This window comes from Bradyrhizobium sp. CCBAU 45384, from assembly GCF_028128665.1.
Taxonomy (GTDB): Bacteria; Pseudomonadota; Alphaproteobacteria; order Rhizobiales; family Xanthobacteraceae; genus Bradyrhizobium; species Bradyrhizobium manausense.
In genome coordinates, this window is sequence record NZ_LBIZ01000109.1 from 54,205 (window position 1) to 69,795 (window position 15,591).

Annotated in this window: 14 protein-coding genes; all 14 read left to right on the forward strand. The window is 59.2% G+C overall.

Annotated features, from left to right (window positions below):
* Positions 1-763 precede the first annotated feature (763 nt).
* Entirely contained in the window at positions 764-1,864 is a 1,101-nt protein-coding gene (locus XH80_RS19900; protein ID WP_271600171.1) for a hydrogenase small subunit, read from the forward strand.
* A gap of 13 nt (positions 1,865-1,877) precedes the next feature.
* The gene (locus tag XH80_RS19905; RefSeq protein WP_271600020.1) at positions 1,878-3,668 is read left to right on the forward strand and encodes a nickel-dependent hydrogenase large subunit; all 1,791 of its coding nucleotides are present in this window, start codon (positions 1,878-1,880) and stop codon (positions 3,666-3,668) included.
* 4 nt (positions 3,669-3,672) lie between these two features.
* Positions 3,673-4,365, forward strand: a complete 693-nt coding sequence (gene cybH, locus XH80_RS19910) for a Ni/Fe-hydrogenase, b-type cytochrome subunit (RefSeq protein ID WP_271600021.1) — start codon at positions 3,673-3,675, stop codon at positions 4,363-4,365.
* A gap of 34 nt (positions 4,366-4,399) precedes the next feature.
* Positions 4,400-4,984 carry a HyaD/HybD family hydrogenase maturation endopeptidase gene (locus tag XH80_RS19915; RefSeq protein ID WP_271600022.1) on the forward strand — a complete coding sequence of 195 codons (585 nt, stop codon included), beginning with the start codon at positions 4,400-4,402 and terminating at the stop codon, positions 4,982-4,984.
* 16 nt (positions 4,985-5,000) lie between these two features.
* Positions 5,001-5,291, forward strand: coding sequence for a HypC/HybG/HupF family hydrogenase formation chaperone (locus XH80_RS19920; RefSeq protein ID WP_271600023.1), 291 nt, complete (start codon positions 5,001-5,003; stop codon positions 5,289-5,291).
* 605 nt (positions 5,292-5,896) lie between these two features.
* Positions 5,897-6,754: a hydrogenase expression/formation protein gene (locus tag XH80_RS19925; RefSeq protein ID WP_442869164.1), complete on the forward strand. Its 858-nt coding sequence runs from the start codon at positions 5,897-5,899 to the stop codon at positions 6,752-6,754.
* Between the two features lie 91 nt (positions 6,755-6,845).
* Positions 6,846-7,940 (forward strand): hypothetical protein, encoded by a 1,095-nt coding sequence (locus XH80_RS19930; protein ID WP_271600025.1) that lies wholly within the window; start codon positions 6,846-6,848, stop codon positions 7,938-7,940.
* Positions 7,933-8,274, forward strand: coding sequence for a hydrogenase maturation nickel metallochaperone HypA (gene hypA, locus XH80_RS19935; RefSeq protein ID WP_271600026.1), 342 nt, complete (start codon positions 7,933-7,935; stop codon positions 8,272-8,274). Before XH80_RS19930 ends, hypA begins: the two co-directional genes overlap by 8 nt.
* Positions 8,274-9,215 carry a hydrogenase nickel incorporation protein HypB gene (gene hypB / locus XH80_RS19940; RefSeq protein WP_271600027.1) on the forward strand — a complete coding sequence of 314 codons (942 nt, stop codon included), beginning with the start codon at positions 8,274-8,276 and terminating at the stop codon, positions 9,213-9,215. The genes hypA and hypB overlap by 1 nt, the downstream gene beginning before the upstream one ends.
* Positions 9,212-11,467: a carbamoyltransferase HypF gene (gene hypF / locus XH80_RS19945; RefSeq protein ID WP_271600028.1), complete on the forward strand. Its 2,256-nt coding sequence runs from the start codon at positions 9,212-9,214 to the stop codon at positions 11,465-11,467. Before hypB ends, hypF begins: the two co-directional genes overlap by 4 nt.
* Position 11,468: 1 nt before the next feature.
* Positions 11,469-11,705, forward strand: a complete 237-nt coding sequence (locus XH80_RS19950) for a HypC/HybG/HupF family hydrogenase formation chaperone (protein WP_271600029.1) — start codon at positions 11,469-11,471, stop codon at positions 11,703-11,705.
* Positions 11,702-12,844: a hydrogenase formation protein HypD gene (gene hypD, locus XH80_RS19955; RefSeq protein WP_271600030.1), complete on the forward strand. Its 1,143-nt coding sequence runs from the start codon at positions 11,702-11,704 to the stop codon at positions 12,842-12,844. The genes XH80_RS19950 and hypD overlap by 4 nt, the downstream gene beginning before the upstream one ends.
* Entirely contained in the window at positions 12,841-13,887 is a 1,047-nt protein-coding gene (gene hypE, locus XH80_RS19960; protein WP_271600031.1) for a hydrogenase expression/formation protein HypE, read from the forward strand. Before hypD ends, hypE begins: the two co-directional genes overlap by 4 nt.
* Before the next feature lie 384 nt (positions 13,888-14,271).
* Positions 14,272-15,384, forward strand: a complete 1,113-nt coding sequence (gene ald / locus XH80_RS19965) for an alanine dehydrogenase (RefSeq protein ID WP_271600032.1) — start codon at positions 14,272-14,274, stop codon at positions 15,382-15,384.
* Positions 15,385-15,591 lie beyond the last annotated feature (207 nt).

Here is a 15,591-nt window from a genome sequence, read left to right on the forward strand (position 1 = left end):
AGTATTGCTAGCACGGGTCGATGCCGACTGAAAGTAGGCGACGTGGCTTTCTATCGGCGTCAGACGAATCGCAGCATGCTTCAAAAACGCAATTGCCTCCGCATTGCGAAGAAGCTCCCTCAAGCAAGGTGGGTGTCGCGATGCGCCAAGACGTCGCGCCTTGCTAACGATTGGCTTGCGCGATGAAGGCTCCGAGGTGATAGCTGTAAACGTCAAGTCTGTCGCCGCACACGGCGCCGTCGCGAAGCCGCGCGACGAAGCGCGGTGAAACCAAGGGGCAGATCAGATCGAAGCAGACCTAAAGCGAATCAGCGGGCGCACCACAGCTCAGCCCATTGCGGGTTCTCTTCCTCGCTCGACAGTCACTTTGGTACGGGCTCCCTGCATAGTTGCGACTATGACCGCTTCAATGCATCCTTGTAATCGGCAAGTCTGATTGAGGCGGGGGGCAACGCGGCGCCGTCAACTGAACCAATTCTATTCAACGATCGGCATGACAAATGTCGCGGTTGTGCAGGAGCGTGTCCCCTGCAAGGGTGAACTATAGTGCTGATTTTTTGAAGTGCTCACATCAACTCTCAAAAACTAGACAACATGAGCTGACAGATCAATCCTCCAGCTTCGGGGGCGCTGGTGGGGTTCGACAATCCGAAGACCTCGAAGCGGCGGCTTGGTATCTTTCAAGTGTTTCGCTTCGCTGGCCTGTTTCTTGCTGAGCGTCATCAATTCGTAACGGCGGGCGACAACTCGCATGGACGGTTTCATGGGTGACGGAAGGGAAACGTTCTACAGCGTGATCAGACGCCAGGGTATCACGCGTCGTAGCTTCCACAAATTCTGCAGTTTGACGGCCGCGAGCTTGGGACTTGGTCCGCTCACCGCAAGCAAAATTGCGCACGCCCTGGAAACAAAACCGCGTGTGCCCGTCATCTGGCTGCACGGGCTCGAGTGTACCTGCTGCTCGGAAAGCTTTATCCGCTCGGCCCATCCCTTGATCAAAGACGCGCTGCTGTCGATGATTTCGCTCGACTATGACCATATGATCATGGCGGCGGCAGGACACCAGGCTGAGGCCATCCTGGAGGAAACCCGTGCCAAGTACAAAGGCGGGTATGTGCTCGCCGTTGAAGGCAATCCCCCGTTGAACGAAGATGGCATGTTTTGCATTGACGGCGGCAAGCCGTTCGTTGAAAAGCTCACGTCGATGGCGGAAGAGGCAATGGCCATCGTCGCTTGGGGCACGTGTGCGTCCTGGGGATGCGTGCAAGCGGCCCAGCCAAATCCGACTGGCGCAGTGCCGATCGATAAGGTGATCACCAATAGGCAGATCATCAAGGTGCCTGGGTGCCCTCCTGTCGCAGAGGTCATGAGTAGCCTCGTGACTTTCATCACCACGTTCGGAAAGCTTCCGGAGCTTGATCGCCAAGGGCGCCCAAGTATGTTTTATTCCGAGCGCATTCACGATAAGTGCTATCGGCGATCCCATTTCGACGCAGGCCAATTCGTCGAAGAGTGGGACGACACCAATGCACGCAAGGGCTATTGCCTGTACAAGATGGGCTGCAAGGGGCCGACCACCTACAACGCCTGTTCGGCACTTCGATGGAACGGCGGTGTTTCATTTCCCATTCAATCCGGCCACGGCTGCCTCGGCTGCTCCGAGGACAGCTTCTGGGATAAAGGGTCATTTTACGACCGACTTACAACTATCAAGCAGTTCGGCATTGAAGAGAACGCCGACGAGATCGGCATGGCCGCTGCCGGCGTGGTGGGGCTAACCGTCGCTGCCCATGCGGCGGTCACCGCCCTGAACCGGTTGACCCACCGGCCGGATCTCCGAGCCGACAAAGGCAAGCCAAGTTGAGGAGGCGACGACGGTGGCCGTTCAGACGCCGAATGGGTTCAATCTCGATCGTTCCGGCAGGCGTATCGTTATCGATCCGCTGACGCGGATCGAAGGCCATCTCCGCATCGAAGCCAATCTCAATTCCGAGAATGTGATCTGCAATGCGGTCTCAAGCGGGACGATGTGGCGTGGCATCGAAGTCATCCTGCGCGGGCGCGATCCGCGTGACGCCTGGGCGTTCACCGAGCGGATTTGCGGGGTCTGCACCGGCACCCATGCGCTCACCTCCGTGCGCGCGGTTGAAAATGCACTAGGAATTACGATTCCGGAGAATGCCAATTCAATCCGAAACATCATGCAGCTGTGCCTGCTCGTGCACGATCATCTCGTACATTTCTATCACCTCCATGCGTTGGATTGGGTCGACGTGGTCTCCGCGCTCAAGGCCGATCCCAGTTCGACCTCTACACTGGCGCAGTCTATCTCGCCCTGGCCGCTGTCATCTCCGGGCTATTTTAAGGATTTGCAGATCCGGCTGACCAAATTCTTCGGATCAGGTCAGCTCGGTCCGTTCAAGAATGGCTATTGGGGGCATCCGGCCTACAAACTGCCACCGGAAGCGAACCTAATGGCGGTCGCCCATTATCTGGAAGCGCTCGACTTTCAGAAGGAGATCGTCAAGATCCAAGCTATTTATGGTGGCAAGAACCCGCATCCAAACTGGCTGGTGGGCGGCGTGCCGTGCGCGATCAACGTCGAGGGAATCGGTGCGGTGGGCGCGATCAACATGGAGCGACTAAACATTGTGTCCTCGATCATCGACCGCTCGATCGAGTTCGTCGAGCAGGTCTACCTGCCCGACGTTACCGCGATCTGCTCGTTCTATAGGGACTGGCTCCACGGCGGTGGTCTTTCGAGCAAAAGCGTGATGTCCTATGGCGACATCCCTGAAAAGGCAAATGACTGTTCCGCCGAGAGTCTTAAGCTGCCGCGCGGGGTCATTCTTGATGGCAATCTCAAGGAGATACTGCCGATCGACCATGGTGACCCCGAACAGATCCAGGAGTTCGTCGCGCATTCGTGGTATAAATACCCCAGCGATTGCTGTGGACTGCATCCGTGGGATGGTATTACCGAGCCGAGTTTTGAACTTGGGCCAAGACTCAAAGGCAGCAAGACAGATATTAAGGAACTCGACGAAGGCGGCAAATATTCCTGGATCAAAGCGCCGCGCTGGCGCGGCCGCGCCGTGGAGGTCGGGCCGTTGGCGCGATACATCCTCGGCTATGCGCAAGGCAAAGCCGAGTTCAAGGACCCAGCCGAGAGACTGCTAAAGGGGCTCAATCTTCCTGTGACTGCGCTGTTCTCGACGCTTGGCCGTACTGCGGCGCGGGCGCTCGAATGCCAGTGGGCGGCCCATCAGATGCGCTATTTCCAGGATAAGCTCGTAATCCACATCAAGGCGGGCGATACGGCAACTGCCAATATCAGCAGGTGGAGCCCGGAAAGCTGGCGCAAGGAAGCCAAAGGCTACGGGTTCACTGAAGCGCCTCGCGGTGCGCTCGGGCACTGGATTAAGATCAAGGACGGTAAGATCGACAATTATCAATGTGTCGTGCCGACGACGTGGAACGGATCTCCTCGCGATTCGAAGGGCAATATTGGCGCTTTTGAAGCTTCCCTGATCGGTACCCCGATGGCCGATCCGCAGCGGCCTCTGGAGATCTTGCGCACCATCCATTCCTTTGATCCGTGCTTGGCTTGCTCGACGCACGTGATGAGTGCTGAGGGCCAAGAAATGGCTTCGGTCAAAGTTCGTTAGGTCCATGCAGGACAGGGCTCAGAAGCTTCTTGCCGCCGTCGATGCGGTACCGACTGCTCGAAGGAGGGGCGGTGGCGTCGCCTACATTTGTGCGCCGGTGCGACTCTGGCATTGGGTTAATGCGGCTGCGATTCTCGTACTGAGTTTAACCGGCTATTTTATTGGAACCGGGACACCAGCGATATGGGGAAAGGCAAGCGGCAGTTTCCTGTTCGGCTATCTCCGCTTTGCTCATTTCTCGGCGGGATATGTGCTCAGCGTCGGCTTTCTTCTGCGCATCTACTGGGCTTTGATGGGAAACGCGGATGCCATACAAATCTTTTACGTGCCGCTCTGGCGCCGGTGCTTTTGGCGGGAATTGTACCGGGAGATTCGCAGGTATGCCTTCCTTACGGTTGAGCCTGAGAAGGGCCTCGTGCACAACCGGCTTGCTCAGCTCGCAATGTTCTTCATGTTTACGCAGACGATCACATTCATGGTCGTCACCGGCTTTGCACTTTATGGGCAAGGTGCCGGTACGGACAGCTGGCAGTACAAGGTGTTCGGCTGGGTCTTTTCACTCTGGCCGAATAGCCAGGACGTCCACACCTGGCATCATCTCGGCCTATGGGTGATCGTGATGTTCGCGCTGGTCCACATCTCCGCGGTGCTCCGGGAAGACATCATGTCGCCCCGCAGCTTCCCTTCTATGAAGTAGGTGAGCGCGGGTTAGGCGATTGACTGGGAAGTGGATGCTCAATCCGAAAGACAAAAAGCGGATTCTGGTACTCGGCATTGGCAACATCCTGTGGGCCGATGAGGGATTCGGTGTGCGTGCGGTCGAGGAGTTTCATCGCCGCTACGACGTCGATGATAACGTCACCGTTCTCGATGGCGGCACCCAGGGGCTCTACCTCGTCAGTTTTCTTGAGCGGGCCGATTGCCTGATCGTGTTCGATGCTATCGACTATGGATTGCTGCCCGGGCAGTTGAAGCTTGTACGAGATGACGAAGTGCCAAAATTCACGGGCGCCAAGAAAGTGAGCCTGCATCAGACCGGCTTCCAGGAGGTCTTGAGCGCGGCCGATTTGCTTGGACGCCGCCCGCGAGAGCTCGCTCTTATCGGCTGTCAGCCGTTGGATCTGGAGAATTGGGGCGGTCCGCTGACCGCGCCGGTGCGCTTTCAGATTGCCGCTGCGATTAAACTCGCTTGTGAACTCCTAGAGCAGTGGGACTCGCCGGCAAAACCGCGGAGCGCGCCGCTGCCTGCATCCGAACGGCTTTTGGCGAACAATATTGACCATGCGAATTATGAAATGAGAGCGCAGCCGATCTAGAAGCCTGCGACTGACCATGTGCCTTGGCTTGCCAATGACGATTGTCGAGACTGACGGTATTACCGCGCTGTGCGACTATGGCAATGAACAGCGTCGCATTTCCGTCATGCTGCTCGCTGATGTATCGGTAGGAGCCAAGGTGCTCGTACATATCGACAGCGCAGTGCGGCTCTTAGACGAAAATGAAGCAAGGCTGATATCCGAAGCACTTGACGGACTTGAGGCCAGCCTCAACGGTCAGAACTACGATCGCTTCTTTGCGGACTTGATCGGTCACGAGCCGCAATTGCCGGAGCACCTACGCTAACGGCCCCGCTCCCTTGCGCCGATGGGGGTTCTTCACGGCCCGAATTCCGGTCGCAGGAACATTGGCTTGGATAATGTCAGGCTCTATGCCGTTGGTTCGAACGCGAGCCGCGGCTGAAGGTGATTGGCATGCGCCTTGCTAATCGCCTGCTAGCAGAACCGAACATTATCAGAAAGAAGTGTGATGGAGTTGCCGGCGCAGCATGGTCTGACACGACCCACTCAGTCCGACGTGGAAGGCGTCAGTGCCGATGCGCGCCTGGCCGTGCACGCTCCCGGGAAGGTGAGCGTGATGCCGCCGTCGGCCGCCCATCTCCTACATATGCTCCGGATCATCCAGTTCGCATTCTTCCTCCCTGAAGTTGTTCGGTCAGGCATGCAAGGTGCAGTACCCTCGCGCGGCGCTAGTGGCGCACCAGTCGGCCGGCATAGAGCGTCGACGCCGAGCCTATGCCAGAGGCACGATATACTCCGCCTAATCAGCACGATACCGGCCCGTTTGCTCACGATCAACCGCATCTCCGGACCACTCAATCGGGCACACACCTGCAGCATCGGCGCCGGCAAGGGCAATGCCCGCAAATACAGACAATGGAACATCGCATCGTGAAAACAGCGGTCCCCGTTGTATCCGGCGCCGCCGACCGGGCGGCGAGCGACTTTACGACTAGGCCTGGATGTCTCGATCTACTTTATCGTCCCGCGACGAGTGCGCTCGTCACGCGCGTCTGGCGCGATTGCGACGAACGTGCAAGGAAGTATCCGAATGCCACCTTGCTGTTGTCAAATGCCGCTGCTGCCGTTGGGGGTCAGAGAAGCGGTGCTCCGACACAATTGTACGATCTGGCATATCTCAGCGATGTCGAGCGCAAGCTGATTGACGAATTGCTCGGAGAGGGGGAGGTGACCGGGGTGGTTGCGCTGCCAGATGGCTGTTTGGCGCAAATCCGGGAGTCCGTGCTTGCAGGAATCTGGCGCGTGCGCATCGGGGCCGAGCCGGCAAGCGAATATGTTGAGGTCGGAGGGATTCCGCAGATTGTCCGGCGTGCCGCAACTGACCTGACGTCCGCCGATCTTGTGATTGGCACGCCGCCGCGTGGCGCGATGAACGTTCAACCGGTGCTGGCCGAAATACGCGAGCGGGCGAGCGCCTGGCGATTTGGCATGGCTGCGCATATGATCAATCTCACGTTGCTACCAATGAGCATTGTCGACTTGACATTCCTGCAGCAAAGCTTGGGCAACGGACCGGTCCATCTCATGTTGCGGGGCTACGGCGCCTGCCGAGTGCAGGCGACCGGGACTAGGAATGTGTGGTCCGTGCAGTTCTTCAATTCGACGGACAACATCATCCTTGATACGGTGGAGATTGGGGGCGTGCCGATTGTTGCGTTGGCTGCCGACGAGGATTTCCAGGACTCTGCCGAACGCTTGCAGGAAATCATTAGGGCGTACTTCACATGAAGCGCTCAGGCATTTGGCGTCAGGTAGGATCCCGCAGACAGCGCGTGTGCATGGGCCATAGCTTGCGTGCGATGATGGGGCAGCGTTGCGCATGATGGTCGCTGCCCGCAACAAAATCCATGTCCGCGTATTGCTAGCTGCCGACGTAGTCGCCTCGGTCGAGATCCTGCCGCGAGTCCGGCCGCCGCTGGCGCGGATATTCGCCGGAAAGCCGGCCTCGTCACTGCTCAATGTCGTGCCGCGGCTCTTCGCGTTATGTGCGGCTGCGCAGCAAACCGCATTGTTAACCGCGATCGAAGCCGCGCGCGACGAAGTGATCACCCTCGCAACAAAACAGCATCGTATTGCGCTTATCGTTACCGAGCGCATCGTAGATTTGGTACGGGGGCTGTTTGTCGGACATCTTACGCGAGACGTCGCCAGTGCGGCGGCAATCGGCTCCCTGATGTCGGAATTGTCAGCGCTTGTCCGCTCCGAACAGCCAGCCTGGGGCCCCCCTCAACGGGAAGCAACAGCACGGATTGTCGCTGCGATGGGCGCGCTGGGCGTACCGAATGAGGGGGGCGCGCTCAGGTCCGGTAGCCCACTGGCGCGTCGTGTTGCGGCGTTTAATGGGGGCGGCCTGAAGTCTGCTCCGACGGGACACTCGTTCCTGTCCGCCGCTGACGACCTCAACATCACGAAGCGGTTGCTCGCAGATGACTCGACGTTTTGCGACTGTCCCGATCTCGAAGGACATGTGCCCGAGACGGGTCCATGGGCGCGCCAAATGATCCGGGATCCGCTCTTGCTGAGACCGTTCGGTGCGGCCGAGCGGCTGACGGCCAGAATTGTTGAAATTGTCCGGCTATGTGCCTGGCTCGAGGCCGGCGCTCAGATTGACGCCGCGGAGCATGGGATCATCGAAAGATATAAGCTAGGGCCCGGCCGTGCAGCGGCCGCGGTCGAATGTGCCAGGGGCCGTCTCTATCACGCGGTTGAACTTGATGCTCAAGGCCGGATATCCCGCTTCGAATTCCTTGCGCCAACGGAGTGGAATTTCCACCGGCGCGGACCCCTTGTACGGAACCTGCACGGGGCGGTGCTGACGGCTCGACGACGCTGTGATGAAGTGCGCGCACTGATTGCATCGCTCGATCCGTGCGTCGGGTTCACCCTCAATTTTCGCGAAGTTCGCGATGCATGAAATGGCGATTTGTCTTGGGATCATTCAGATCGTCGAGGAGAGGGTACGGGAGCGATCCTCTACGCGGGTGCGGAGCGTCTGTTTAGAGATGGGAGCGCTGAGTCACGCCGCGCCGGAAGCGATCAGGTTCTGCTTTGCTGTCGCTGCAACGCGAACCGTTGCCGAGGGCGCCGCTCTTAATATCGTCGAACAACCGGGCGTTGCCTGGTGCATGAGCTGTTCGAAAAGTGTCGAAATTTCACGACGCGGTGAGTGCTGTCCTTGCTGCGGCAGCTATCAATTGCAGGTAATTGCCGGCGAACAGATGCGAGTAAAAGAGCTGGAGATCGATTGATGTGTACCGTTTGCGGCTGCACGGAAGGAACGCCGTCGACCAAGCACTTGGAGGCGGATGATGCGGAGAGCCACGCGCGATACGCTGACCATGTACAAGACGATTGCGATGGCCATTCTGTCCTTCCGCCGCCGGGCCAAAGTCCCCCGCTCTCAAGCCACGGTGGCGATAGTTATAACCGTCGTCGGTCGGCCCATCATCAGGCCCTTCCGAGCGGCGGCGCCGGCTCTGCTGGTTTAAGGGTCGTGGGCATGAGCAGAAAGAAGATCATTGAGATCGAGCGCGATATTCTGGGCAAGAATAATGGGATTGCCGCCGTCAACCGCGCGCTCTTCGTTGCCGATGACCTGCTTGTCTTTAATCTTTTGTCCAGTCCCGGAGCAGGCAAAACGACACTGCTGGTCCGCGCTGTGTCCGAGCTGAAACGTAGGCGGCTGGTCGGGGTCATTGAAGGCGACCAGCAGACCTCGAACGATGCCGAACGTATTCGGGCGGCCGGCGTGCCAGCCGTTCAAGTCAATACCGGCAAGAATTGCCATCTCGATGCTGCAATGATTGGCGAGGCTTATCGCCACTTGCCGCCGCTCACAGGCGGTATTCTCTTCATCGAGAACGTCGGTAATCTGATCTGTCCCGCTGCCTTCGATCTTGGCGAGGCTCGAAAGATCGTAGTGTTTTCGATTACGGAAGGTGAAGACAAGCCGCTCAAATATCCTGATATGTTTGCCGCTTCGTCGCTCATGCTGATCAACAAGATTGATCTGGCGCCGCTGCTTGATTTCGATTTGGGAAAGACCGTCGAATACGCCAGACGCGTCAATCCAAAGATCGACGTGCTTGTCGTTTCGGCTCGTACTGGAGAGGGCTTTGGCGCGCTCTACGACTGGATCGATAAGCAGGCGAGCGATCGGAGGCGCATCGTAGAGGACACAAGGCTATGAGCGCCGAAGCCACCTGCGACCGAACACGGTTGCGCGTGCGCGTGAGCGGGGCAGTGCAAGGGGTCGGCTTTCGTCCTTACGTTTATGGACTCGCCATGCGGTACGGATTGGCCGGGTTTGTCATCAATGGCCCCGAGGGTGTTATCATCGAGGTCGAGGGCCGCCGCGCGTCGGAGTTTGTTGCCGCCTTACCGCTCGAGGCGCCCTCATTGGCACGCATCGACCACATCTGCGTTCGGGAGACTGTGGCGCTCGCGGCGAAGGACTTTTCCATCGGCACGAGCGAAGTCGGCAAATTGTCAACGCAGATCGTTGCTGACGCCGCGGTCTGCCCGCAATGCCTCGGCGAGCTATTCGATCCAGAAAATCGGCATTACCTTTACCCGTTTATCAGTTGCTGCCATTGCGGCCCACGCTACACGATCGCCGAACGGCTTCCGTACGATCGTCGCAATACCGTGATGAGCGCTTTTAGCTTGTGCGCCGCCTGCGCGGCCGACTATGCCGATCCGGCGAGCCGCAGGTTTCACGCGGAGGCGATCGCGTGTCCGGCATGCGGTCCTCGGCTCAGCCATGGGATCAGCGCCATTGTCGCGGCAATCGCGGGGGGGCAGATCGTGGCGATAAAGGGGCTGGGCGGATATCAGCTTCTTTGCGATGCGCGTAATCAGGACGCCGTGCAGCGTTTGCGCAGGAGAAAGCTCCGCCTTCAGAAGCCGCTCGCAGTTATGGTCGATTCGATAGAGCGCGTTGGCGAAATCGCGGAGGCGAACGCGGCTGAGCTTACGCTGCTCGAATCCATAGCACGTCCTATCGTCCTCCTGCCATCGCGCAACAATCTGGCGCCCGCCATAGCTCCTGGTTTATCACGGGTGGGTGTCATGCTGCCCGTAGCGCCGCTGCATCATCTCATCTTCCATGCGTTTCGCTCGCCGGAGGCGCGTGCGGGGTCTGGCCCGGTCATCGTCGTGACCAGTGCAAATCTCTGCGGCGAACCCCTCCTGATCGATAACGCGCAGGCGCTGCGGCGGCTCAAGGGGGTCGCCGACCTTGTCGTGACCCATGATCGCGATATCTTGACGCGTGCTGATGATTCGGTGCTTTCGGTGGTGGCCGGCCGGGCCCAATTCATTCGCCGTGCTCGCGGCTATGTTCCCGAACCGATACGGCTTGCAAAGTCCGTCCCGCCCGTGCTGGCCGTCGGCGGGGCACTGAAATCGACCGTCACCGTCACGCGGGACGACCAAGCGTTCGTCTCTCAGCATATTGGCGATCTAAATACGACCGAAGGCATCCGTGCGTTTGAGAAGACGATCCGACACCTCACATCGAGCCTTGACGTGGAGCCCGTCGCCGTCGCCCATGATTTGCATCCCGATATGGCTTCGACCCGGTTTGCGGAAGCAAATGGCCGCGCGCTGGTCGCGGTTCAGCATCACCACGCACACGCTGCCGCAGTGATCGCCGAGCACGGCCATGTGGGGCCTGCGCTTGCCCTCGTGCTCGATGGCCATGGCTTTGGCTCCGAGGGCGGTAACTGGGGTGGCGAACTATTGTTGTGCGAAGGGACGCGGTTCCGACGCATCGGGCACTTAGCGCCCCTGCAGATGCCTGGTGGAGATCGTGCAGCCCGCGAGCCGTGGCGCATGGCGAGCGCAGTATTACACGGGCTCGGCCGGGGTAACGAAATCGGGCAGCGCTTTGCGGCGCATCGGCAAGCCGGGGGTCTGTCGGACTTGCTCGACCAGCCGGGCGGGACCACCACGACCAGTGCGGGACGGTTGTTCGACGCGGCAGCGGCGCTGCTGGGGATTGCGAATTTGCAGAGCTATGACGGCGAAGCAGCGATGAAGCTCGAAGCGCTAGTGCGGCAGACTGCGATTCTGGAAGCCGGCTGGACCATTGATGGCGGCGTGCTGTCGCTTAGTGCACTATTCTCGCGGTTGATTGCTGATGACATTGACGTCGCCGGCGGAGCCGGGCTGTTTCATGGCACGTTCGCCGCCGCCTGCGTCGACTGGGTCACGCGCTCTGCGCGGGCAACCGGCGTTAAGACCGTGGTTCTGAGCGGCGGCTGCTTCCTGAACGCGGTGCTGGCGGACAAAATCCCGCGCGGTTGCAGCAATGCCGGTCTTACCGCGCTGGTGCCGCAGCGGCTGCCGCCCAATGACGGCGGTTTGAGCCTTGGCCAGGCCTGGATTGCCGCTCTACAGATCGCTCAACAGTCGCCCGCCAGGGGAGCAGCTGCCTGATATGTGTCTTTCGGTTCCGGCAAAGATCGTCAAAATTCTGCCCAACGAAATGGCCCTCGTCTCCATCGATGGCATCAGCCTGGAGATATCGATTGCCCTCATCGACGAGCTTGACGTCGGCGATTGCGTCCTAGTCCATGTCGGCTATGCGCTCGCTAAGATCGATCCGACAGAAGCCAAACGCACGTTAGAGCTCCTGCAGGAGCTAGGCAACGCTGCGCAGGAATGCCGATCTTGAAATATTTTGACGAATTTCGCGACAAGACCATCGCGCAGGGACTTGCGCGTGCGATTGACGCTGAGGTCAGTTCACAAAGAGCCTACAGGTTCATGGAATTTTGCGGTGGACACACTCATGCCATCTCCCGCCACGGACTGGAAGATCTGCTGCCCGCGAACGTCCGGATGATCCACGGGCCCGGTTGTCCCGTCTGCGTTCTGCCGGCGAGCCGTATCGACATGGCGATCCGGCTCGCCGAGCGACCAGAGGTCACGCTGTGCGTCTACGGCGACCTGATGCGGGCGCCCGGGTCGCAAGGACAGTCCCTGTTGCGAGCTAAAGCGCTCGGGGCCGACATTCGGATGGTCTACTCGACCCTCGACGCTATCCGGCTCGCCGAACAGACGCCGGGCCGTGAGGTGGTTTTCTTTGCCATCGGATTTGAGACCACGGCACCCCCGTCGGCGGTCATGATCCGCATTGCCGAGAACAAGCGGTTGGAGGGCCTTAGCGTGTTCTGCAATCACGTGCTTACACCCTCTGCGATGCACAGCATTCTCGAGAACCCCAAGATCCGCAACACAGGCGGGGTCCGCATTGACGGCTTCATCGGGCCTGCACATGTCAGCACCATTATCGGTACGCAGCCTTACGAGCCCCTGGCGGAACAGTTCGAGAAGCCGATCGTGGTCGCCGGATTCGAACCCCTCGACGTGCTGCAGGCTATCCTGATGCTGGTGCGGCAGGTGAACCAAAGCCGCTATGAGGTGGAAAACCAATACAGCCGTGCAGTGACACGCGATGGCAATCGGCGCGCCCAGGAGAAGGTATCGCAAGTATTCGAATTGCGTGAGCAGTTTGAATGGCGTGGGCTTGGACTCGTACCCAACAGCGGACTGAAACTTAAGCGGTCTTACGCAAAGTTCGACGCCGAGACGCGTTTTGCGATCCACGACATGCGTGTCGCAGACAATCCGGCCTGTGAGTGCTACGCGATCCTGCGTGGCGCCAAACGGCCGGTCGATTGCACGTTGTTTGGAAATGTCTGCACGCCGGAAACGCCCATAGGGGCCTGCATGGTGTCATCAGAAGGCGCTTGTGCGGCGTATTGGACCTATGGCCGAGTTCGAGATGAGCAGGTGAGGCAGACGTCATGAGCGTGAAAGCCTATCAACGCAACCTCGACCTGGAGAACGGACGCGTTGAACTTTCCCACGGATCGGGAGGCCGTGCCATGGCACAGCTGATCTCCGGCCTTTTCCACCAGGCCTTCGGTAATGAATGGCTCGCCCGTTGCAATGATCAGTCGGCGTTTGAAGTTTCGGCAGGCAGGATGGTGATGACGACGGACGGCTATGTAGTTTCGCCGCTGTTCTTTCCCGGCGGCAATATCGGGTCCTTGGCTGTGCACGGCACGATCAATGATGTCGCGATGTCCGGCGCGCGCCCACTCTATTTGTCAGCCAGCTTCATTATCGAGGAGGGTTTCCGGTTTTCCGATCTCAAGGCGATCGCGGATTCGATGGGCGCGGCGGCGCGAGGGGCCGGCGTTTACATCATAGCCGGGGACACCAAGGTCGTAGAGCGGGGCAAGGCGGATGGTCTGTTCATCTCTACGGCCGGGATCGGGCTGGTGGCCGGAGGGCTCGATCTCTCCGCCGACAAGGCAAGGGTCGGGGATCGTGTGCTGCTGTCAGGTAGCCTCGGCGATCACGGGGTGGCGATCATGTCAAAACGTCAGAACGTCGCTTTTCAAACCGAAATCGTCTCGGACTCAGCAGCGTTGCATAGTCTCGTAGCGGGCATGCTGGCCGCAGGTGGTGGCGGCATCCGGGTGATGCGGGATCCAACGCGCGGTGGGCTCGCTGCTGCTCTCAACGAGATTGCGCATCAGTCCGACCTCGGGTTTCTTCTGCAGGAATCAACCATTCCGGTGAAGCCTGAGGTTGCGGCTAGCTGCGAGCTCTTTGGACTCGATCCGATCCATGTCGCCAACGAAGGCAAGCTCGTTGCGATCGTGGCGCCTGATTTGGCCGATGCCGTTCTTGCAGCCATGAAGGCGCACCCGCTCGGGTCCAATGCGGCTGATATTGGTGAGGCGGTGGCTGACGATCACAAATTTGTTCAGATGACGAACGATTTCGGCGGGCGACGAATCGTCGACTGGCTGTGGGGCGAACAATTGCCTCGGATCTGTTGAGTAGGCTGCGCAACGTTTTTTTTGGCAGAGATTAGTATCAATAGTGATTAGCCATCAGCTCGACAAGCACATCACTTGGTAGGCAATCCTGCCTAGTTGGCAACTTGCCATCTTTGCAGCGTGAGAAGTTCGGCGAGGCTGGATACCGTTGTTAACTTTTCTGCCGGGGCGAGACCGTAATTCGGAACGATTGATCGCTATGGCGCAGTTTTCGACGGTTAGGCTCAGCGAACAGGACTGCACGATCTGCCGGCCCCCCCCCGTGGGTTTGAAATCCTGCGAAGCCTGTAAAATATCGCTGAATTCCTGCGCCATTTTGTCGGCTGCGTCGCGATATCTCTGCACGCTTCCGATAGAAAGAGCGGGTCAGGCAGGGAGTTTTAAATGAAGGTCGGAGTTCCGAAGGAAATCAAGGCGGACGAATATCGCGTCGGCCTGACCCCTGGAGCTGCCCGAGAATACGTGGCAGCCGGCCACCGCGTGATGATCGAGACTGATGCCGGCGCTGGCATTGGCGCAACCGATGACGATTATCGCAATGCTGGCGCAACGATTCTAACTTCCGCGGCTGAGGTATTCGCATCGAGCGAGATGATCGTAAAGGTTAAGGAGCCTCAGCCGGCCGAATGGTCCCAGCTGCGCGAGGATCACATCCTATTCACCTATTTGCATCTGGCCCCGGACCCGGATCAAGCTGCCGGCCTCTTGAAATCTGGATGCACCGCGATCGCCTATGAGACCGTAACTGATGCGCATGGTGGTCTTCCACTGCTGGCGCCGATGAGCGAGGTCGCGGGTCGGCTTGCGATTGAAGCGGCGGGTAGCGCCCTAAAGCGGAGTACAGGCGGGCGAGGGCTGCTGATCGGTGGGGTGCCCGGGGTTCAGCCTGCCCGAATCGTAGTCCTTGGAGGTGGCGTCGTCGGTACGCACGCGGCGCGCATGGCGGTCGGTCTGGGAGCAGAAGTGACCATCATCGATCGTTCGATAATCCGGCTCCGTGAGCTGGACGAGCTATTCAAAGGCCGCGTTCGCACCAGGTTTTCGACCATCGAGTCCGTGGAGGAAGAGGTATTTGCGGCGGACGTGGTGATTGGTGCGGTGCTCGTCCCAGGTGCGAGCGCCCCGAAGTTGGTCCGCCGGAGCATGCTGAGCTCGATGCGCAAGAGGGCGGTGCTCGTGGACGTCGCTATCGATCAGGGCGGCTGCTTTGAGACATCGCACCCAACCACTCACGCTGATCCAACTTACGAAGTGGATGGAGTCATTCATTATTGCGTAGCCAATATGCCCGGTGCCGTACCGCTGACCTCGAGCCAGGCACTCAATAACGCGACCCTGCCGTTCGGTTTGGCTCTGGCCAACAACGGTTTTTCCGCCGTACTCGAAAATGCACATCTGCGCGCAGGTCTCAACGTCCATCGGGGCCGGCTAACTTACAAAGCCGTGGCCGAGAGCCTCGGGCTACCCTTCTCACCGATCGAACAGGCTGCGGCCTGATCCTAGAGGCCCTCATGGGCGTTTCCTCCCTGACTTAGGCCACCCCTTCGGGTGGCCTTTTTTTTGGCTCCATCGATCCACTGAGCGCCGCCGGCATTTATTTCTAGCGCGGGGCGAAGCGGAAGATCACCAGACGAACGCCTGGCTTCAGTCGCCCGCACGATGGGAAGACAATATACTTTCACCCATACGGCGCCTATGATTTCC

Coding starts and splice junctions, on each gene's coding strand:
- XH80_RS19900 (WP_271600171.1), top strand. CDS start 764: ATGGGTGACGGAAGGGAAACGTTCTACAGCGTGATCAGACGCCAGGGT.
- cybH (WP_271600021.1), top strand. CDS start 3,673: ATGCAGGACAGGGCTCAGAAGCTTCTTGCCGCCGTCGATGCGGTACCG.
- XH80_RS19915 (WP_271600022.1), top strand. CDS start 4,400: ATGCTCAATCCGAAAGACAAAAAGCGGATTCTGGTACTCGGCATTGGC.
- XH80_RS19920 (WP_271600023.1), top strand. CDS start 5,001: ATGTGCCTTGGCTTGCCAATGACGATTGTCGAGACTGACGGTATTACC.
- XH80_RS19930 (WP_271600025.1), top strand. CDS start 6,846: ATGATGGTCGCTGCCCGCAACAAAATCCATGTCCGCGTATTGCTAGCT.
- hypA (WP_271600026.1), top strand. CDS start 7,933: ATGCATGAAATGGCGATTTGTCTTGGGATCATTCAGATCGTCGAGGAG.
- hypB (WP_271600027.1), top strand. CDS start 8,274: ATGTGTACCGTTTGCGGCTGCACGGAAGGAACGCCGTCGACCAAGCAC.
- hypF (WP_271600028.1), top strand. CDS start 9,212: ATGAGCGCCGAAGCCACCTGCGACCGAACACGGTTGCGCGTGCGCGTG.
- XH80_RS19950 (WP_271600029.1), top strand. CDS start 11,469: ATGTGTCTTTCGGTTCCGGCAAAGATCGTCAAAATTCTGCCCAACGAA.
- hypE (WP_271600031.1), top strand. CDS start 12,841: ATGAGCGTGAAAGCCTATCAACGCAACCTCGACCTGGAGAACGGACGC.
- ald (WP_271600032.1), top strand. CDS start 14,272: ATGAAGGTCGGAGTTCCGAAGGAAATCAAGGCGGACGAATATCGCGTC.